General features: G+C 71.6%; 17 protein-coding genes. 13 read left to right on the top strand and 4 right to left on the bottom strand.

Annotation, left to right across the window (positions count from 1 at the left end; all coding sequences use genetic code 11):
• Positions 1-18 precede the first annotated feature (18 nt).
• The 3 genes from ACZ4EG_RS27860 (at position 19) to ACZ4EG_RS27850 (ending at position 3,211) form a co-directional block, all read left to right on the top strand.
• Positions 19-1,119 (top strand): GNAT family N-acetyltransferase, encoded by a 1,101-nt coding sequence (locus ACZ4EG_RS27860; RefSeq protein WP_453555782.1) that lies wholly within the window; start codon positions 19-21, stop codon positions 1,117-1,119.
• Positions 1,120-1,280: 161 nt separating this feature from the next.
• Positions 1,281-2,111 (top strand): PP2C family protein-serine/threonine phosphatase, encoded by an 831-nt coding sequence (locus tag ACZ4EG_RS27855; protein WP_467792531.1) that lies wholly within the window; start codon positions 1,281-1,283, stop codon positions 2,109-2,111.
• Between the two features lie 50 nt (positions 2,112-2,161).
• Positions 2,162-3,211 (top strand): MASE1 domain-containing protein, encoded by a 1,050-nt coding sequence (locus tag ACZ4EG_RS27850; protein WP_467792530.1) that lies wholly within the window; start codon positions 2,162-2,164, stop codon positions 3,209-3,211.
• 45 nt (positions 3,212-3,256) lie between these two features.
• Here ACZ4EG_RS27850 and ACZ4EG_RS27845 read toward each other — a convergent pair whose 3' ends face one another.
• Positions 3,257-4,744, bottom strand: coding sequence for a long-chain-fatty-acid--CoA ligase (locus ACZ4EG_RS27845; RefSeq protein ID WP_467792529.1), 1,488 nt, complete (start codon positions 4,742-4,744; stop codon positions 3,257-3,259).
• A gap of 150 nt (positions 4,745-4,894) precedes the next feature.
• Here ACZ4EG_RS27845 and ACZ4EG_RS27840 point away from each other — a divergent pair, with 150 nt between their 5' ends.
• From ACZ4EG_RS27840 to ACZ4EG_RS27805, 8 genes are all read left to right on the top strand, one after another.
• On the top strand, positions 4,895-6,172 hold the full coding sequence (locus ACZ4EG_RS27840) for a PucR family transcriptional regulator (protein WP_467792528.1): 1,278 nt from the start codon (positions 4,895-4,897) through the stop codon (positions 6,170-6,172).
• 128 nt (positions 6,173-6,300) lie between these two features.
• Complete coding sequence (gene pgm, locus ACZ4EG_RS27835; RefSeq protein ID WP_467792527.1) at positions 6,301-7,941, top strand: phosphoglucomutase (alpha-D-glucose-1,6-bisphosphate-dependent); 1,641 nt, start codon at positions 6,301-6,303, stop codon at positions 7,939-7,941.
• A 195-nt stretch (positions 7,942-8,136) separates the two neighbouring features.
• On the top strand, positions 8,137-8,769 hold the full coding sequence (locus ACZ4EG_RS27830) for a ferritin-like domain-containing protein (RefSeq protein ID WP_467792610.1): 633 nt from the start codon (positions 8,137-8,139) through the stop codon (positions 8,767-8,769).
• Positions 8,770-8,857: 88 nt separating this feature from the next.
• A complete protein-coding gene (locus ACZ4EG_RS27825) occupies positions 8,858-10,423 on the top strand; it encodes a hypothetical protein (protein ID WP_467792526.1) in 1,566 nt (521 codons plus the stop codon).
• 237 nt (positions 10,424-10,660) lie between these two features.
• Complete coding sequence (locus ACZ4EG_RS27820; RefSeq protein ID WP_467792609.1) at positions 10,661-12,076, top strand: APC family permease; 1,416 nt, start codon at positions 10,661-10,663, stop codon at positions 12,074-12,076.
• A 29-nt stretch (positions 12,077-12,105) separates the two neighbouring features.
• Positions 12,106-13,320, top strand: a complete 1,215-nt coding sequence (locus ACZ4EG_RS27815; RefSeq protein ID WP_467792525.1) for an arginine deiminase — start codon at positions 12,106-12,108, stop codon at positions 13,318-13,320.
• A 30-nt stretch (positions 13,321-13,350) separates the two neighbouring features.
• On the top strand, positions 13,351-14,352 hold the full coding sequence (argF, locus tag ACZ4EG_RS27810) for an ornithine carbamoyltransferase (RefSeq protein WP_467792524.1): 1,002 nt from the start codon (positions 13,351-13,353) through the stop codon (positions 14,350-14,352).
• Between the two features lie 4 nt (positions 14,353-14,356).
• A complete protein-coding gene (locus tag ACZ4EG_RS27805; protein ID WP_453555762.1) occupies positions 14,357-15,280 on the top strand; it encodes a carbamate kinase in 924 nt (307 codons plus the stop codon).
• 36 nt (positions 15,281-15,316) lie between these two features.
• On the opposite strand, the gene ACZ4EG_RS27800 is transcribed toward ACZ4EG_RS27805, so the two are convergent.
• From ACZ4EG_RS27800 to ACZ4EG_RS27790, 3 genes are all read right to left on the bottom strand, one after another.
• Positions 15,317-15,976 (bottom strand): universal stress protein, encoded by a 660-nt coding sequence (locus ACZ4EG_RS27800; protein WP_467792523.1) that lies wholly within the window; start codon positions 15,974-15,976, stop codon positions 15,317-15,319.
• Positions 15,977-16,116: 140 nt separating this feature from the next.
• Positions 16,117-17,418, bottom strand: a complete 1,302-nt coding sequence (locus ACZ4EG_RS27795) for a phosphoribosyltransferase family protein (protein ID WP_467792522.1) — start codon at positions 17,416-17,418, stop codon at positions 16,117-16,119.
• A gap of 84 nt (positions 17,419-17,502) precedes the next feature.
• A complete protein-coding gene (locus ACZ4EG_RS27790) occupies positions 17,503-18,090 on the bottom strand; it encodes an Rv1733c family protein (RefSeq protein WP_467792521.1) in 588 nt (195 codons plus the stop codon).
• Between the two features lie 230 nt (positions 18,091-18,320).
• On the opposite strand from ACZ4EG_RS27790, the gene ACZ4EG_RS27785 reads away from it, so the two are divergent.
• Together ACZ4EG_RS27785 and ACZ4EG_RS27780 are read left to right on the top strand one after the other, a co-directional pair.
• Positions 18,321-19,388 (top strand): zinc-dependent alcohol dehydrogenase family protein, encoded by a 1,068-nt coding sequence (locus ACZ4EG_RS27785; protein ID WP_453555754.1) that lies wholly within the window; start codon positions 18,321-18,323, stop codon positions 19,386-19,388.
• A 30-nt stretch (positions 19,389-19,418) separates the two neighbouring features.
• Positions 19,419-20,093 (top strand): helix-turn-helix domain-containing protein, encoded by a 675-nt coding sequence (locus ACZ4EG_RS27780; protein WP_453555752.1) that lies wholly within the window; start codon positions 19,419-19,421, stop codon positions 20,091-20,093.
• The last annotated feature ends 93 nt before the right edge of the window (positions 20,094-20,186 follow it).

Below are 20,186 nucleotides of genomic sequence, written 5' to 3'. Positions count from 1 at the left end.
GAAGGGCGGTCGATCTGAGTGGACATCACGATCCACAGGCCGGGCGAGCTGACCGAGTCGCTGCGCCGGGACTGGCACCGGGCGATGGACGAGTCACCGGAGTACGCCAACCCCTTCCTGGCGCCGGAGTTCGCGATCGGGATCGGCAGGCACCGCGGCGGGGCGAGGGTGGCGGTCCTGCGCGAGGCAGGGGAGCCCGTCGGCTTCTTCCCGTACGAGCGCGACGTGTTGGGCGTCGGCCGGGCGATCGGCCTCGGTCTCTCGGACTGTCAGGCCCTGGTGCACCGCCCCGGGGTCACCTGGGACGCCCAGGACCTGCTGCGTGCGTGCGGGCTGTCCATTTTCGAGTTCGACCACCTAGTGGAGGAGCAGAGACCGTTCGCGAGACATGTCACCGGTCGGTTCGCCTCACCGGTGATCGACGTCAAGCCGGGCGACGGCGGTTATGCGGAGTGGCTGCGCGGGACCTATCCGGGGCTGGCCAAGACGACGTTGAAGAAGGAGCGCCGTATCGGGCGTGACGTGGGCGAGGTGCGGTTCGTGTTCGACGAGCGCGATCCGCGGATGCTGCGCACGCTCATGCGGTGGAAGTCCGCCCAGTACCGCAGGACGGGACGGATGGACCGGTTCGCCAGACCGTGGATCGTCGATGTGGTCGACCATCTGTTCCATGTCCGCGAGGAGCACTTCACGGGTGTGCTGTCCGTGCTGTACGCCGGCGACCGGCCGGTCGCCGCGCACTTCGGGCCGCGTTCGAGCACGGTGCTCGCCGCCTGGTTCACCGCGTACGACCCCGAACTCCACTACTACTCGCCCGGCCTGATGATGCATCTGCGGACGGCGGAGGCGGCGGCCCGCAACGGGGTGACGCTCGTCGACCTGGGACGCGGCGAGAAGGAGTACAAGGACTGGCTCAAGACCCGTGAGCTGCGCGTGGGGGAGGGGTTCGCGGCCCGGACCCACCCGGTGGCGGCGGGGTACCGGCTGTGGCGCAGGCCCGTGCGCGGCCTGCGGAACACGGTGCTGGCCCATCCGCGGCTCCGGGAGCCGGCCGACCGGCTGCTGAAGACGGTCGGTACGTTGCGCACCTCGCGCCGCACGGGCTCCGCGCGGACCTGAGCCGGCCGGGGGGGCTCCCGGTACCGGGTGTCGTTGCCGGGCGTCCCCCGAGCTCCTTCGATTCGCCCCTTATGTTCGATATGTCCGTATGAAGGTAAAATCTAGGAGTTTATCCATACGGGACTGCTGTCTCGAGGGACCAGTGTCTCGCCGGAGTGATCATGCCCCGCAAGCGCTCAATGCCCGACGCGGACGAGCTGCTGGAAAGACTCCGGTGGCTCACCGCGCAGGCGCGCGAGCGCGCGGAGCTGCAGCGCTCACAGGTCGAGCTGGCCATCGCCCTGCAGCGCGGCATGCTGCCCAGGGACCTGCCCACCGACCCCCGCTTCCACCTGGCCGTTCAGTACGCCCCCGCCTGCTACGGCCTGAACGTGGGCGGCGACTGGTACGACGCCTTCGCGTTGCCCGACGGCCGCATCGGGCTGTCCATCGGCGACGTCCAGGGCCACAACATCGAGGCGGCGGCCTTCATGGGCCAGGTCCGGGCCGGGCTGCGGGCGCTCGCCTCCGTCACCAGCGAGCCGGGCGAGCTGCTCAGCCGCACCAACGACCTGCTCCTGTCCCTGGGCAGCGACCTCTTCGTCACCTGCACCTTTGTTCGGCTCGACCCGTCCACCGGGCTGCTGGAGAGCGCGCGGGCCGGCCACATCCCCTTCGTCTGGGCCACGGCGGACGGCAGGTCCGGGATCGCCGAGGACGACGGGGGACCGCCGCTCGGTATCGAGAAGGGCGTGGAATATCCGGTGGCCTGCTTCCGGCTCAGCGCGGGCGGAGTCTTCATCCTCCTCACCGACGGCGTCGTGGAGGGACCCCGGCTGAGCGTCGACGAGGGGCTCGACCACGTGGCACGGCTCGCCGGCGGCGCGGCCGTCGCGGGTCTGGACGCGGAGTCGCTGGCCGCCGCCGTGATCAAGGGCGCCGAGCTCGTGGGGCACGAGGACGACGCGGCCGTACTCGTCGTGGGCCGCGAGGGGCCCGGCCTTCAGTCATAGGGCCCGTCGCCGCGTTTCTCGCCTCGCCGACGGCGCGGCATCGGTGTCTGATGGCAGCTGTGGTGGGTACCCAGGAGCTGCGCCGGACGGCCGTCTACGTCCTCAAGGTGCTGGCCGTCGCTGTCTGCTACTACGCGGCAGGGCGGCTCGGACTCCTGCGCCAGCTCGTCGTCGAAAGAGCCGTGGTCACCCCCATCTGGCCGCCGACCGGCCTCGCGGTGGCCAGTCTGCTGCTCCTCGGGGTGGGCATCTGGCCCGGTATCGCGCTCGGCGCCTTCCTCGTCATCGCCTCCATCAGCCCGCCGGGCCGCGACGCGGCCGGCATCGTCGCGGGAAACACCGCCGCACCCCTGTGCGCGTACCTCATGCTCCGCCACGTCGGCTTCCGGACCGAGCTCAACCGGTTACGGGACGGCCTCGCGCTGGTGTTCCTCGGCGCGCTGGCCGCCATGCTGATCAGCGCGACCGTGGGCGTCGGTCTCCTCGTCCTCGTGGGCAAGCTCCCCCTGCATGACTCCGGACTCATCTGGCTGGCGTGGTGGGTGGGCGACGCGATGGGCGTCCTGATCGTCACTCCGATCCTGCTGATGCTGCACAGGATCACCTGGCCGCTGAGGATGTCGCGGTGGAAGGAGGCCCTGGTCGTCACGCTGGTCGCCTGCGGTCTCGTACCCCTGGCCACGCGCAGCTCCGTCAGCCTGTTGTTCCTGGTCTATCCGCTCCTCGTCTGGGCGGCGCTGCGCTTTCGGCTCGCGGGCAGCATCCTGTGCGCCCTCCTCACGTCCGTCCTGGCCACCATCGCGGCGACGGAGCACATCGGGCCGTTCGCGCGGCTGACCCCCGTCGAAGTGATGATGAAGCTCCAGGCCTTCAACGGGACCATGGCCCTGACCGCCCTGCTCCTGTCGGCCGTGATCACCGAGCAGCGCAACACCAGACTGTCCGTGGAACAGGCCTGCCAGGAACTCGTCGAGGTGCTCGAACACCTGACCGCGGGCGACACCCCGCCGAACCGCGCGCCGACCGCCGACGCCGCAGGGGAGGCCGACACAGGGGAGGCCGACGCGAAGCGCCCTGAACGCAGGGAACCCCCGCCCTGATGGCCGGAGCGGGGGTTCCTCCGTTCGGCGTGCGCGGACCGTCGCTCACCCGGCCGGCGCGGTGATCTCCCGCTTGAGGATCTTGCCGCTGGGGCCGGTCGGCAGCGCGTCCACGAGCCAGACCGATCGCGGGTACTTGTACGCCGCCACCCGGTCCTTGACGAACTCCCGCAGCTCGTCGGGCGTCGCCTCGGCGCCCTTGCGCAGAACGACCGCGGCCGCGACCTCCTCGCCGAGATGCTCGTGCGCCAGGCCCACCACGGCGGCCAGCGCGACGGCCGGGTGCTCGTGCAGGATCTCCTCTATCTCGCGCGGGTAGACGTTGTACCCACCGCGGATGATCATGTCCTTCTTGCGGTCGACGATGTACAGATAGCCGTCCTCGTCCCGCCGGGCGAGATCGCCGCTGCGCAGCCAGCCGTCCGGGACCGCCGTCGCCGTCTCCTCGGGCAGGTTCCAGTAGCCCTTCATCACGTTCGGTCCGCGCACGGCCAGTTCGCCGACCTCGCCGGGGCCCACGTCCTGGCCCTTCTCGTCCAGCAGCCGGACCTCCACATCCAGGATCGGAGTGCCGACCGACCCCGGCTTGCGCGGCCGGTCGGGGTGGTTGAAGGAGACCACCGGGCTCGTCTCGGACATGCCGAAGCCCTCCAGCACCATGCAGCCGAAGCGCCGCTCGAAGCCGTGCAGCACCTCCACGGGCAGCGAGGCTCCGCCCGAGACGCACATCCGCAGCGTCGACACGTCCGCCTCCGACGGATGCTGCAGCAGCGCGGCGTACATCGTCGGCACGCCCTCGAAGACCGTGGCCCGGTCGCGGGCGATCGCGTCCAGCACGGCCTGCGGGTCGAAGCGCGGGATCAGGGTGAGCGAGGCCCCGCTGCGGACGGCCACGCTCATCGTGCAGATCTGCCCGAAGATGTGGAACAGCGGCAGACAGCCGACGACCACGTCCTCGGATGTGATGCGCTGCACATGAACGGCGTTGACCTCGGTGTTGTGCCGCAGACTCCCATGGGTGAGCGCAGCGCCCTTGGGGCGTCCCGTGGTGCCGGAGGTGTACAGGAGTACGGCCACGTCGTCGGCGGCCGTCTCCGTCACCTCGGTCAGCGGCTCCTGACCGGCCAGCAGTCCGGCGAAGTGGGAGGGCTCGACCGCGATGTGCCGCACGCCGGCGGCGGCCGCCCCCTGGGTGCCCTCGCCGGGTGCCTGGTGCCACTCGAACAGCAGCGCCGCCCCGGAGTCGTTCAGGTGGTACTCGGTCTCCCGGGTCTTCAGCAGCGGGTTCATCGGCACGACGATCGCTCCGGCGCGCAGCGCGCCGTAGTACAGCACGACGAACTCGGGGACGTTCGGCAGCATCAGGGCCACCCGGTCACCCGGTCGTACGCCCTCGGCCCGCAGCAGCGCCGCGGCCCGGGCGCTGCGCTCGTCCAGTTCGGCGTAGGTGGTGACCTGCGTTCCCAGACGCAGCGCGTCCCGCTCCGGCTGCCGCTCCGCCGTCCGTACCAAGAACTCCGCCAGATTGGGCATGCCCCGCCTCCACGAATGTCACCGTCGAAATCCGCCGTTCACGTTGACGACATGGTGCTGCCGCCGAGGGCGACGACCTATGGGAGGGACGACAGCTTCCCTTTCACCGCGTTGTTCCTGGGAACAAAGACCGGGCGCTACACTGCGCCGATGGACTTCTCGGGTGTCGCCGCGGCGATCCACGCACGGCTTCCGGAACTGGGCGAGCGGCTGGCGGAGCGCATACGTTCCGACATCGATGCGTATGGGGACGAATCGCTCATCCCCTTCGACTCGCTGCGCCGTTCGTGCACGTCCAACGCCGACCTGGTCCTCAGACACTTCCTCCGCGCGGGCGACCCGGACCCCGGACCCGCCCGCGAGACCGGCCGCATCCGCGCCGAGCACGGCATGCCCCTCGCCGACACCCTGCACGCCTACCGGGTCGGCTTCGAGTTCCTGTGGTCGGAGATCGTCAAGGAGGCCGGCACCCATCCGGAGGTCCCGGACGCCGAACTGGTGGCCCGCTCCGCCGAGATCTGGTCGCTGTTCGGCCTCTATGCCGAAGCCGTGGCCGAAGCCCACCGGGAGACCACCGCCGAACTGACCCTGCAACGCCAAGCCCGCCGCTCCGCACTGGTGGAAGCGCTTTTCACCGGTGCCATCGCCGACCGCACCACCCTGTGGGAGGCCGCCCGCGAACTGGGCCTGCCTGAGCGCGGACCCTACGCGGTGGTCGCCGCCGAGTCCACGGCGCCGGGTACGGAGCCGCTGGCCGGAATCGAGACCGCGCTGCGCCAGGCCCAGCTTCCGTCCGCCTGGCGGCTGTTGCCCGATCAGCAGATCGGTCTGGTCGCCCTGGCCGCGCCGACGGCGGAGAACACCGGTCTGCGCATCCTGCGCCGCACACACGCCCGCGTGGGCATCAGCCCCGGCTTCCACTCACTGCGCGACACCCCGCAGGCCCTGCGCTTCGCCCGGTTGGCCCTGGCCGGCCTCCCGGGTACCGGCCCCGGCGTCGCGCGCTTCGACGACAACCCGCTGGCCATGGTCGTCGCGGCCGCCCCGGTGGAAGCCGCTCACCTGGTGACGGTCACCCTCGGACCCGTCCTCGACCTCCCGGCGCCGGAACGCGCCCGTCTGCTGGAGACCCTGGAGCACTGGTTCGCCGCGGCCGGCTCCGCCGCCGATGCGGCCCGGAGCCTGTTCGTCCATCCCAACACCGTCCGCTACCGGCTGCGCCGTATCGAGGAACTGACGGGCCGTTCCCTCTCGGACCCGCGAGCGGCGGCGGACCTGGGCGCGGCGCTCCTCGCGGTCCGCGGTGCCACGCCGAGCGGCGCGGGAGCCGAAGGCGTGCCGCGGCCGAGGCCGGCCGAGCCCGCCGCGTGCTCGGTGCGAGCCCGAGTCCAGACGCCGTCCGCCTCGGGCACGCCTGCTCCACGATGAGCAACGGCCGGACACGGTCGTGCCTCCACGCCGGAGCGAGCAGGTCGTGGCCCACTCGCGTTCCCCGGCCGTGAAGGGGAATGATGAGACGTCGAGCGACGGATCAACCGATGCGGAGGAGCGGATTCATGCCGCACGAGCGAGCGGGCAAGCCGGCCGGTCCCGAGGACCTTGTCGACGTGGCCCGGCTGGTCACGGCGTACTACGCACTGCACCCCGACCCGGCCGAGCCCGGACAGCGGGTGGCGTTCGGCACCTCCGGACACCGCGGATCGTCGCTGGCGACCGCGTTCAACGAGGACCACATCGCCGCCACCAGCCAGGCCATCTGCGAGTACCGCGACAGCCAGGGTGTCGACGGCCCTCTCTTCCTCGGAGCCGACACGCATGCGCTGTCGGAGCCCGCGAAGGTCACCGCCCTCGAGGTGTTCGCCGCCAACGACGTGTCCGTGCTCCTCGACAGCGAGGACGGCTACACCCCCACCCCGGCGGTCTCGCACGCCATCCTCACCCACAACCGGGGCCGTGGCACCGGCCTCGCGGACGGCGTCGTGGTCACCCCGTCGCACAACCCGCCCGCCGACGGCGGCTTCAAGTACAACCCGCCGAACGGCGGCCCGGCCGCCTCCGAGGCGACCTCCTGGATCCAGGACCGGGCCAACCAGATCATCGCCGGCGGTCTCAAGGACGTACGCCGCATCAGCTACCCGCGCGCGCTCGCCGCACCCACGACCGAGCGGTACGACTTCCTCGGCAGCTATGTCTCCGACCTGCCCGGCGTGCTGGACATCGACGCGATCCGCACGGCAGGTGTGCGGATCGGCGCCGACCCGCTGGGCGGGGCGTCCGTCGCCTACTGGGGCCGTATCGCCGAACAGCACGGCCTGGATCTGACGGTGGTCAACCCGCACACCGACCCCACATGGCGTTTCATGACGCTGGACTGGGACGGCCAGATCCGCATGGACTGCTCGTCGCCGTACGCCATGGCCTCGCTCATCGAGCAGCGCGACCGCTTCCGCATCGCCACGGGCAACGACGCCGACGCCGACCGCCATGGCATCGTCACACCGGACGCGGGTCTCATGAACCCCAACCACTATCTCGCCGTCGCCATCGCCTATCTCTACAAGCACCGCGAGCAGTGGCCCGCCGGCACGGGGATCGGCAAGACGCTGGTGTCGTCCTCGATGATCGACCGCGTCGCCGCCGACCTCGGCCGTGAACTGGTCGAAGTGCCCGTGGGATTCAAGTGGTTCGTCGACGGGCTGCTCGACGGGGCGCTCGGCTTCGGCGGCGAGGAGTCGGCCGGGGCGTCCTTCCTGCGCCGGGACGGCTCGGTGTGGACGACGGACAAGGACGGCATCCTCCTCGCGCTCCTCGCGTCCGAGATCACGGCCGTCACCGACCGCACCCCGTCCGAGCACTACGCCAAACTCACCGCCCGCTTCGGCCGGCCCGCGTACGCGCGCATCGACGCGCCGGCCTCCCGCGAGGAGAAGGCCCTCCTCGCGAAGCTCTCGCCGGCCCAGGTCACCGCGCGGAGCCTGGCGGGAGAAGAGGTCACCGCCGTCCTCACCGAGGCTCCCGGCAACGGCGCTCCGATCGGCGGCATCAAGGTGACCACCGCCAACGCCTGGTTCGCGGCACGGCCTTCGGGCACCGAGGACGTCTACAAGATCTACGCCGAGTCGTTCCTCGGACCCGACCACCTCGCCCGGGTGCAGGAGGAAGCCAAGTCGGTGGTGCTGACGGCACTGGGCGGCTGACGCCCCCCGCGGCCCCGCGGGAACGGTTCCGTCGACGCACGCGTCCTGCTTGATCCGGACACGGGAGCCGTGCTCTCGGGGACGACGGGAGGCCGCGTGCGTACGGGCGGACATGCCGACTGGAGAAGGCGATTCGAGGAGGAGCGCGAGCGCAGGCAGGCAGCGGGCGACCCGGACTGAGCGCGGGGAGCGACGCTGCACCGCGCGGTGTGGGCGGGAATCCAGCGCTTCCAGGTCGGCGAGCACGGTGACGGCACCAATCTCATCGCCAAGGCCGAGGCGGCCGGGGACCCCGAATACACCGGCGCGGTACGGCTGTTCGTCGCCGAGGAACAGAACCACGCCCGTCTGCCGGCCGGCCTGCTGGCCGCCGGTGGCATGCCGACGCTCGCGGGCCACTGGAGCGACCAGGTCTTCGTACGGCTCCGGCGGCTGCTGGGGCTGCGCACGGAACTGCTGGTGCTGATGATCGCGGAGGTCGTGGCGCTGGGCCACTACCGGGCCCTGCGCGACGGCACGGACGACGCGCTCGCCACCGACGTCGCGGGCCGCATCCTGGCCGACGAAGAGCGCCATGTGCCCTTCCACTGCGAGCGGCTGCACGCCTCCTTCCTTGAACTGCCCCGGCTGCTGCGGCGCCCCGTGACGGCCCTGTGGCAGCTGCTGCTGCTCGCGGTGGCGCTCGTGGTGGCCGCCGACCACGGCGCCGGTCTCAGTCAACTCCGCGTCGGACGGCTGCGTTTCGTAGCCGACGTCATGGCGTCGTCGAAGGGCGTCGTCTCCGCGGTACTGACGGCCCTACCACGCCCCGCGCCCGTGCCGCGCTGAGGAGCCCGGGAGCCCTGTCGAACCCCCACCATTGGCCGTACACTCCCAACTCACAGACATATGGGTCGTGTTGACGGGGGGAGCCCTCATGTCCGGTGATCCGTACGGCCCCAGCCATGGCTTTGTCGTGCCGCCCATGCCGTCGAGCCCGCCGCCCGCACCGCCGGACGCCTGGCGGGCCGCGGCGGTCGCCCTGCTCAATCTCAGCGGCCTCGGCCTCGGTTACGCCCTCGTCCGTCGCTGGGTCCTGATGGCCGTGTGCTGGGCGGCGACGGCCGTCCTGCTGCTCGTCGCCCTGCCCGCGGACGCGGACGGTGTCCCGGGACTCGCGCTCTCCGTCTACCTCGTGTTCCTCGCTCTGGCCGCCGTCCACGGCGCGTTCGCCGGACTGCGCACCACACTGGCCTGGCCCGGAAGACCGCCCCTCGCGCTGCTGCTGGGGGTGCTCCTCCTCGCCGCACCGGTCGGCGGCGCGCTGCTGTACGACGACGCCCGCGAGGAAGCGATCCAGCAACAGCTCCTCGACCGGCTCGACAAGGCCGACCAGCTGGTGGCCAAGAGCGGCCGGCGGTCCTTCGAGAGCGCGAGGTCCGACTACGGCACGGCCTTGGACGTCTACGAGGACCTCGTGGCCCATCATTCCGGCTCCCGCGCGGCCGACCGTGTCCCCGACAGCATGGAGACCTATTACGCGACGGTCGGTGCGGACTACGGCCGCAAGCGCTACTGCGAGGCGATCGCGCCGCTGAAGTATCTGCGTACGGTGCCACGCACCATGCCGAAGGAGGAGCTCGGCGCGCTGACCCGGTGGCCCGACGACCGGCTGGCCACCTCGCTCTACGAGTGCGGATCGAGCAGCCTGTCCTCCGGCGAGGCGGACTGGGTCACCCACTTCGGCGAACTGCTGAGCACATTCCCCCGGTCCGAGCAGACGACGAAGATCGCGCCCGCCGTCGACCTGGCGGTGGCCGGCACGGAGAAGAACGTACGCGGCTCCGACCCCTGTGCCGCCGTCGAGCGGTTGCGCGGCCTGAACACGAGGATCACCGACCTCTCGGGGAGCGCGGGTGACGCCGCAGCCGATTTGACGAAGAGTGCCGACCGGGCCGGGCGGAGCGCCGACTCGGGGGAGTACGCCTGCGGAGTCGACCAGTACAAGGACGGCGACTTCGAGGCGGCGCAGAAGACCATGGACGAATTCGTCGCCGACCACAAGAACGACAAGAACCGGGCCAGCGCGGAGAAGATCTCCATCGCCGCCGAGGTCGCCCAGACGCTGCCGGCCGCCGGGAAGCGACTGCCCACCACCGCCTCCGGCGGCAGCATCTCCGTCACGGTCAAGAACGACAGTCCCGACCCCATCACGGTCTACTACACCGGCCCGGTCACCGGCAGCTTCTCGCTCAAGGCGTGCGGCAGCTGCAAGGCCTACTCCTTCGCCGCCTCGATCACGATCGGATTCAAGCCCTGCAGCGACAGCGGCAAGCACTACCCACAGCGCACGATCAGTCTGCCGCCCGGCACCACGTACTTCGTACACAAGCCGCGGGGCATCAGCACGGCGACCCCCGCCTCCGACACCGCCAAGCTCCGCTCCGGCTACATCTACACGGAGTGCGCCTACACGACGCGGACCCTCGGCAGCAGCTACTGACACCCGGACGACCGCCCGCTCACCTGGGCTGAGCGGGCCCGGTACAAGAGGACCATCGGACCCCCTCCGGGCCTTCCGGCCGCTGTCCGCACCTCTGCGCGCCACAGAAGCATGGCTGACGGGCTCGACCCCTCCGTAACGGACCGCACAAGGAGCACAGCCATGGCCAGTACCAAGCGCAGAGGAGACCGAGCGGCGTCCACGGCCGCCCTCGGTCTGCCGGCCGCGTCCGCGCTCGTGATCGGCAGCATCATCGGCACCGGAGTGTTCGCCCTCCCCTCCGCGCTCGCCCCCTACGGCCCCATCTCCCTCGTCGCCTTCGTCGTCGTGACCCTCGGCGCCCTCGCGCTGGCACACACCTTCGGAGCCCTGTCGAAGCGCGTCCCGGCGAGCGGTGGACCGTACGTCTATGCCCGCGAGGCCTTCGGTGAGTTCGCCGGGTTCCTCAACGCCTGGTCCTACTGGATCACGGCATGGGCCGGGAACGCGGCGATCGTGGTGGCCTGGGTCGGCTATGTCGAGGTGTTCGTCAACACCGGCCACAAAACCGGCATGTCGGTACTCATCGCACTGGTCGGGCTGTGGATACCGGCCGCGATCAACCTCACCGGTGTGCGCAACATCGGCGCCTTCCAGGTGATCACGACCGTACTGAAGTTCGTCCCACTGGTCTTCATGGCGACCGTCGGGCTGCTCTTCATCGACGCCGGCAACTTCGGCGCCTTCAACGCCAGCGGCCAGTCGGCGCTCGGCGCGATCTCCGCCGCCGGGGCCATCGCCCTGTTCAGCTACCTCGGCCTGGAAGCGGCCTCCGTGGTCGCCGGGCGGGTCCGCGAGCCGGGACGCAACGTGCCGCGCGCCACCGTGTACGGCACGCTCGCCTGCGCCGTCATCTACATCCTCGGCACCCTCGCGGTGTTCGGCACTGTCTCGCACGCCGATCTGGGCTCCTCCACCGCGCCGTTCACCGACGCCGCGAACAACATCTTCGGCGGCACCTGGGCCGGCGACGTCGTTGCCGCGGCCGCCATCATCTCCGGCATCGGCGCCCTGAACGGCTGGACCATGCTGTGCGCGGAGATGCCCTACGCCGCCGCCCGCGACGGCCTCTTCCCCGGCGTCTTCGCCAAGCTGCGCGGTGAGAGCGGGGTCCCGGCCTTCGGCATCGTCGCCTCCACCGTGCTGGCCTCGCTGATCACGGTGTTCAGCTACACGCGCTTCGAGGACGTCTTCACGAAGATCGTGCTGCTGAGCGTGCTCACCGCCGTGATCCCCTACCTGTTCTCCGCCGCCGCCCAGCTGTACTGGCTGCTGGTCCGCGGCCGCGACAGTCTCAGCACCCGCCGGCTGGCCCGCGACATCACCATCGCCTCGCTCGCCCTCGTCTTCTCGTACTGGTCGATCCAGGGCAGCGGCTACCAGACCGTCTACTACGGCCTGTTCGTCCTGCTGCTCGGCATCCCGGTCTACGTCTGGCTCAAGCGGGGCCAGGGCAGCTACGGCGAGCCGACGGCCCCCACGGCCGTGACGATCCCGGCCCAGGAGGACCGGGCACCCGAGACACCCCCGCCCACCCAGCGGATCTCCCGCGGGCTCCGGACCAACCGTACCGGCGGCACCCGCAAGCGCAACGGCCTCGGCCACCACGACTGACCGAACCACGGCACAAAGGAACTCCCACCATGAACACCTTCCACGTCGACTCCGAGGTCGGCCCCCTGCGCCAGGTGATCCTGCACCGCCCCGGCCTCGAACTCTCCCGCCTCACCCCGCGCAACGTCGACGCCCTGCTCTTCGACGACATCCTGTGGGCCAAGCGCGCCCGCGAGGAGCACGACGCCTTCGCCCAGGTCCTCAGGGACTACGGCACACGCGTCCACTACTTCTCCGACCTGCTGGCCCAGACCCTCGACGTCCCCGAGGCCCGCGACTGGCTGCTCGACCGGGCCATCACTCCGGCCACCGTGGGCCCGGCCCTGATCGACCCGGTGCGCGCGCTGTGCGCCGACCTCGACGGGGAGACCCTGGCCGGCTATCTCATCGGCGGGCTCCTCATGAGCGACCTGCCGATCGCCGCACCGCACAGCCTGGTCTGGAACGCCCTCGACCGGGACGACTTCGCGCTCACCCCGCTGCCCAACCATCTCTTCCCGCGCGACAACTCGTGCTGGATGTACGACCGTCTGTCGGTCAACCCGATGGCCAAGACCGCCCGCCGGCGCGAGAGCCTGCACGCCGAGGCCATCTACCGCTTCCACCCCAGGTTCGCGGGCAACATCACCGAACCGATCCTCGACGGCGTCGTGGGCACCCTGGAGGGCGGCGACGTCCACGTCCTCGGCAACGGAGCCGTGATGGTCGGCATGGGCGAGCGCACCACCGCCCAGGCGGTGGAGAACCTGGCGGCACGGCTGTTCGCCGGCGGCACGGCCAGACGGCTGATCGCCGTCCAACTGCCGTCCGCACGCGCCTACATGCACCTCGACACGGTCCTCACCATGGTCGACCGCGACGCCTTCACCATCTATCCCGGCCTCGCCGACTCCCTGCGCTCGTGGACGCTCACCCCCAGTGACACGCGCGAGGCCGGCTTCGACGTCGCGGCGAACTCCGACCTCGCGACCGCCCTCGCCGAGGCCCTCGACCTGGACAAGGTCCGCATGCTCTGCGCGCCCCAGGACATCCGCAACGCCGAGCGCGAGCAGTGGGACGACGGCAACAACTTCCTCGCGATCGCCCCCGGAGTGATCGTCGGCTACGAGCGCAACGTCACCACCAACACCTATCTGCGCAAGCAGGGCCTCGAGATCGTCACCATCGCCGGCGGTGAACTCGGCCGCGGCCGCGGCGGCCCGCGCTGCATGAGCTGCCCCATCGAACGCGACGCGGCCGTCTGATCGAGCACCGATCAAGCAAGGGGAACCACCATGACCGTCGACCTGCGAGGCCGCTCCTACCTGAGCGAACTCGACTTCACCTCCGCCGAGATCCACCACCTCCTCGACCTCGCGGCCGGCCTCAAGGCGGCCAGGCGCGCGGGCACCGAGCGGCCCCGGCTGACCGGCAAGCACCTCGCGCTGATCTTCGAGAAGACCTCCACCCGCACCCGCTGCGCCTTCGAGGTCGCCGCCGCCGACCAGGGAGCCGCCACCACCTACCTCGGCCCCGGCGACACCCACATCGGCGCCAAGGAGTCCATCGCCGACACCGCCCGCGTCCTCGGCTGCATGTTCGACGCCATCGAGTACCGGGGCTCCGCCCAGTCGATCGTCACCGAACTCGCCGCCCGCTCCGGCGTCCCCGTCTACAACGGGCTGACCGACACGGCACACCCCACCCAGAGCCTGTGCGACGTGCTGACCATGCACGAGCACAGCCCCAAGCCGCTGCCGGACATCGCCTACTGCTACCTCGGTGACGCCCGCAACAACATGGGCAACTCCCTGCTCTCCATGGGCGCCCTGCTCGGCATGGACGTACGCATCGCCGCTCCCAAGCAGCTGTGGCCCGACCCGGAACTCGTCACCACCTGCCGCACCCTGGCCGACCGCAGCGGCGCCCGCATCACCCTCACCGAGGACGTCGGGACCGCCGTACGCGGTGCCGACTTCCTCCACACCGACGTCTGGGTCTCCATGGGTGAGCCCGCCGACACCTGGGGCGAGCGCATCGAGCTGCTGCTCCCGTACCAGGTCAACGACAAGACGCTCGCCCTCACCGGGAACCCGGACGTAAAGTTCATGCATTGCCTCCCCTCGCTGCACGACCGCAGTACCCGCCTCGGCCGGGACCTGTTCGACGCCCATGGACTGGACGGCCTGGAGGTCACCGACGAGGTCTTCTCCTCTCCGGCGTCGATCGTCTTCGACCAGGCGGAGAACCGGCTGCACACCATCAAGGCCGTGCTCGTCGCCACCCTGGAGGACTGAAGCCATGCGCATCGTCGTCGCCCTCGGCGGCAACGCCCTGCTCCACCGCGGCGAACGCCCCGACGCCGCGGTCCAGCAGGCCAACATCGACCGGGTCGCCACCGCGCTGGCCGCCCTCGCCCATGAGCACGAGCTGGTCATCACCCACGGCAACGGCCCCCAGATCGGCCTGCTCGCCATGGAGAGCGCCGCCGACCCGGACCTGAGCGCCCCGTACCCGCTGCATCTGCTCGGCGCCCAGACGCAGGGCATGATCGGGTCGCTGCTGGCCTGCACCCTGCACAACGCCCTGCCCGGCCACCGGATCGCCACCCTCGTCACCCACACCCTGGTACGGGCCGACGATCCGGCCTTCGACCGGCCCACCAAGTTCGTCGGCCAGGTCTACCCCCGTGACCTGGCCCGGTCCCTCGCCCGCGAGCGGGGCTGGCACATCGCCGAGGACACGGGGGGCTGGCGGCGGGTCGTGCCCTCACCGGACCCCCGGCGGATCGTCGAGACCGAGACGATCCACGATCTGCTCGGCGGCGGCGCCCTGGTCATCTGCGCCGGCGGAGGAGGGATCCCCGTCACCGCCGACCCCGTCACGGGCGCGCTGACCGGCGTCGAAGCCGTCGTCGACAAGGACCTCTCCGCGGCCCTGCTCGCCGAGCACCTCAAGGCGGACTTCCTGCTCGTCCTCACCGACGTGCCGTACGTCTACGAGGGTTACGGCACCCCCGAGCAGCGGCCCCTCTCGGACGTGACCCCCCTCCAGCTTCGCCGCGGCGGTTTCCCCGAGGGCTCCATGGGGCCCAAGGCGGAGGCGGTCGCCCGGTTCGTCGAGAACACCGGCGGACTGGCGGCGATCGGAGCGTTGGACGCGGCGTACGAGATCGCCCACGGCAGGTCGGGGACCCTGGTCCGCCCGGATCTCCTGACCGACTGAGCGAGCGGGCGCGCCGACGGGCGCGCCCGGCAGCGCCTAGGACGGTACGACGGCGACCGGGCAGGTGCCGGCCCGCAGCAGGCTCCGCGTGGTGTCTCCCCACGCGGAGCCCCGCCTGTGTCCCACCACGACCAGGGCGGCGTGTGCGCAGTGATGGAGCAGGGCCTCGGACGGGGTGAACAGAACGACGTCCTGGAGCACCGGTACGTCCGGGTACTTCGCGCGCCAGGGGCGCAGAGCGTCCGCCAGCAGCTGGACCTCGTGGTCCTCCCAGGTGGCGCGGTCCTCCTCCGGTACGGCGAAGGGCAACTCGGCGGCGCTCGGCGGCAGCGCCCAGGCGTGCACGGCGTGCAGCCGCAGGCCACGCAGCCGGGCGCTCTCGAAGGCGAAGTCGATCGCGGTGTCGGCGGGACGGCGGGCGTCGATGCCGAGCGTGACCGCGCCGGTGTGGTTCGAGCGGGCCGGAGTGTCCGGGACCAGGATCAGTGGGCAGGTCAGAGTCTCGGCGTCGGCCGCCATGTCCTGCGGGCCGAGGCCCATGCCCGTGACGGTCACCCCGGCCTCGCCCGGGTTCCGCGGCCAGGCGCGGACCACGCGCAGCGGCAGATCGCGCAGTATCGCCTCGTCCTCCGCCCAGTCGGCCGCGGCCCGGCAGCCCGCCGAGGGATCGACTCCGGCAAGGATCACTCGCTGCATGACCGTCCACCTCTCCGCCACGAGGGAGCGTGTCCCCCACGCGCCCTCCACCCTGACGTCTGCCGCTGTGCCGGTTCAGGGGCCGAACGGCCCCGAACCGTGGGCACTTGGGGCCAGGGTCCCGCGCGAGCTCAGGCGCGTCAGCCGGTTTGGTCCGGGGGTGTCAGATGGGTGGTGAACCAGTCGCGGGCCAGTCCGGCGACGACGGGCAGGGTGCCCGGCTCGGCGAAGAGATGGCTCGCGCCGGGTACGACCGCCAGGCGGTGCTCGCATTGCAGCCGGTCGGCGGCGAGCCGGTTCAGGCTGAGCACCTGGGTGTCGAGACTGCCGACGATGAGGAGCGTCGGTGCCCGCACCCGGGCCAGCGAGGCGGCGGAGGCCAGGTCGGGGCGGCCGCCGCGGGAGACGACCGCGCCGATGCCGGAGTCGTCGGCGGCGGCCTCCAGCGCCGCGCCGGCACCTGTGCTGGCGCCGAAGTAGCCCACGGGCAGGTCGGTCTCCCGGCGCAGCCAGAGGGCCGCGGCCTGGAGCCGCCGGGCCAGCAGGTCGATGTCGAACACGTTTTGCCGGTCGCGTTCCTCGTCCTCGGTGAGCAGATCGAGCAGCAGCGTGCCCAGACCGGCGCGGTTGAGCACGGCGGCCACATACCGGTTGCGCGGGCTGTGCCGGCCGCTGCCGCTGCCGTGCGCGAACGCCACCACGGCCCCGGCCGGTTCCGGAAGCACGAAGCGCGCGGCCAGCCGTACCCGCCCGGCCGGCACCTCGACCTCGCGGTTCGGCGGGGGCGCGTCGGGAGGGGCGGGGGAGCCGGACGCGGGGCGCGCCAGGAGGTCGGTGACCTCGTCGTCGCCGGTCTGGTCGAAGACGCGGTACCAGGCGCCGACGGCGCCGAAGTAGGCCGGGCTGTGCAGACACACGACCTCATCGGCCACCGCACGCAGCAGTGGGAGCGCCCGCCCCGCCCCGACCGGGACGGCGAGCACGATCCGGGCCGCGCCCCTGTCCCGTACGACACGGCAGGCGGCCTGCGCGGTGGCACCGGTGGCCAGTCCGTCGTCCACGACCACGACGGTCCGCCCGGCGAGCGGTACGGGATCGCGGCCGGCCCGGTACTCGCGCACCCGCCGCTCCAGTTCGATCCGTTCGTCCGCCTCCACGGCCGCCAGCTCGGCCGGCTCCAGCCCGGTGTCGCGGATCACGTCCTCGTTGAGCACCCGGACGTCCTGTTCGCCGATCGCGCCGAAGCCCAGCTCCGGCTGCCACGGCACGCCCAGCTTGCGGACCACCAGCACGTCCAGCGGCGCGCCGAGCGCCCGCGCCACCTCGTACGCCACCGGGACGCCGCCCCGGGGCAGCCCGAGCACCACCACGTCCGCGCCGCGCAGATACTCCAGTCGCCGGGCCAGGCGGCGCCCGGCGTCCGTACGGTCGTCGAATCGCATACGGCACCTCCTCAGGCCCGCCTCCGGCGGTGAACCGCCCCCTTCCATTGCAGCGCGATCGGGCCGACTCGGCAGCGGGACGGGTCAGCCCGTCTTGTGCCCCCAGCGCGGGCCGACCAGAGCCCACTGCCGGCCCCACTCGTCGATACGCCGCCGGTCGAGCCGCCACCGGACGACGGCGCCGGCGCCGACGACGGCCCCGGTCAGGGCCAACGCGGCCCCGGCCCCGAGAACGCCGGCCTCGACGGACGCCTCCGTACGATCGGTCGGCCGGTCGGTGAGCCCACCCTGCCGGTCCTGCCAGATCGTGACCGAGGCTCCGGCCGCCAGATCGGTGCCCACCAGGGTCCGGCCGGTACGGGTGGTGCCGTCCGGCGCGGTCCAGCGCACCGTGGCCCAGGCCCGGTCGCCCCTGCCCCAGGTCGCAAGCGTGCTGGCGGGGGTGTCGGCGAGGAGCACGGCCCGGACGGGATGCCGCTCGGCGCGCTGCCGTGCGAACACCTCGTCCGCGGCATGGGCCGTCACCAGGCCGGCGACCGCGCCGCCCAGCACGACGAGCGTCCAAACGGCCAGCACGATCCAGGCCTCGACGATGTCGTCGTGCCGTCGCAACGGGTTGCTCCGCCAGCGCCACAGCCACCGCCGCCGCCGTGCGGATTTGCCTTCGCGCATTGCCGCGCACCCCCTCCTCGTCTTCACGCTCCTCGTGACAGTTCCGAAGGTGACAGCAGGCACCGCGGTACGACATGGGCCGACCAGGCGCCGCAGGGCCCCGTCCGGCGGGCCTCGGGGGCCGTACGGCCCAAGCGGAACCCGTCAGGGCAGGGCAAGCTGGATCTACGGGGCAAAGAGGTTTTTCCCTGCCCTTGCACCGCCCGACCGGAAAGGAGGGTGAGGGCGTCATGAAAGGCTTCGTCTTCCACGGCCCGGGACAGTCCGCCTGGGAGGAGGTCCCCGACCCCGCCATCAAGGAGCCCACCGACGCGATCGTGCAGATCGGCGAGGTCACCATCTGCGGGACGGACCTCCACATCCTCAAGGGCGACGTACCCGAGGTGCAGCCCGGCACCGTGCTGGGGCACGAGGCCGTCGGTGAGATCGTCGAGGTCGGCAGCGACGTACGGACCGTACGGCCCGGAGACCGGGTCCTGGTGTCCTGCATCAGCGCCTGCGGCCGCTGCCGTTACTGCCGTGAGGGCTCGTACGGCCAGTGCCGGGGCGGCGGAGGCTGGATCCTCGGGCACCTGATCGACGGCACCCAGGCCGAGTACGTGCGCGTCCCCTACGCCGATCTGTCCGTGCACGCGCTGCCCGCCGGCGTGGCGAGCAGGGACGCGGTACTGCTCGCGGACATCTACCCGACCGCCTACGAGGTGGGTGTGCTCAACGGGCACGTACGCCCCGGGGACACCGTCGCCGTCGTCGGGGCCGGCCCGATCGGACTCGCGGCGATCACCACGGCGGGCCTGTTCGCGCCCGAACGGATCATCGCCGTGGATCTGGCACCGGCCAGGCTGGAGGCGGCCAGGCGGTTCGGCGCCGATGCCGTCGCGGACGTCCACGAGGCGCCCGGACAGCTGGTCGACGACCTCACCGACGGGCTCGGCGCGGACGTCGTCATCGAGGCGGTCGGTGTGCCGGAGAGCTTCGAGCTGTGCACCCGCATGGTGCGGCCGGGCGGGCACGTGGCCAACATCGGTGTGCACGGCAAGCCCGCGACCCTGCACCTCGAAGAACTGTGGATCAAGAACGTGACCATCACCACCGGGCTGGTCGACACGTTCTCCACCCCCACCCTGCTGCGGATGGCGGCCGCCGGACGGCTGCCGACCGAGCAGATGGTCACCCACATCTTCCCGCTCGACCGCATGGAGGAGGCGTACGAGGTCTTCGCCGGGGCCGCCGAGACCGGTGCGCTCAAGGTGGTCCTCGGCGGGGAGCAGCACGAAGTGGCCGTGCGCACGGACTGAGGCGAGCCCGACGAGAGGATGTGACCGCTGATGGCCGAACGCACGAAGGCGAACGGGCCGGAAGGAGCGCCGGTCGGCGACCTGGGCCGCCGGCTCGTCGCCCGGCGCACCCAACTCGGCCTGACCCGCGCGGAGACGGCCGAACGCGCGGCCGTCGCCCCCAGCTACCTCAGATACCTGGAGGAGCAACCCGGTGCCGCACCGGGCTCGGGCCTCCTGGTCCGGCTGGCCGAGGTGCTGGAGACCACGGTGTCCGAACTCACCGGCGGCGACACCGAGCTGCCTCCCGGTCCCGGACGGGCCGGGCGCGCACCGGAGTTCACCGAACTGGGACCGCGCGAGTGCGGGGAGCTGCTGTCGACGCACGGTGTGGGCCGACTCGCGGTGTCCACGGAGTCGGGGCCCGTGATCGTGCCCGTCAACTACAGCGTCGTCGACGGCGCGGTCGTCTTCAGGACGGGGGCCGGTACGACGCCGTCGCTGGCGGCGGGCCACCAGGTCGCCTTCGAAGTCGACCGCATCGACGACGCGTTCAGCCGCGGCTGGAGCGTGCTCGTGCGCGGACGGGCGCGCACGGTGACGGACCCGGACGAGCGGAGCCGGCTCGATGCCGAGGCCTACAGCACACCGTGGGCGGGCGGCCCGCGCGACCTGTGGGTGCGCATCGCCCCCGACACGGTCACGGGCCGCAGGATCAGCGTCTGAGCCGGGTCCTGCCCCGCTTCGACGGGGCGCACGGGCGGAGCGACACCGCGGGGGATCGGTGCCGCTCCTGTCTCCACTGTCTCGTGGACCGCG

It is taken from the genome of Streptomyces sp. NPDC025638 (assembly GCF_055558775.1).
This window is presented reverse-complemented; position numbering and strand designations above follow the sequence as displayed.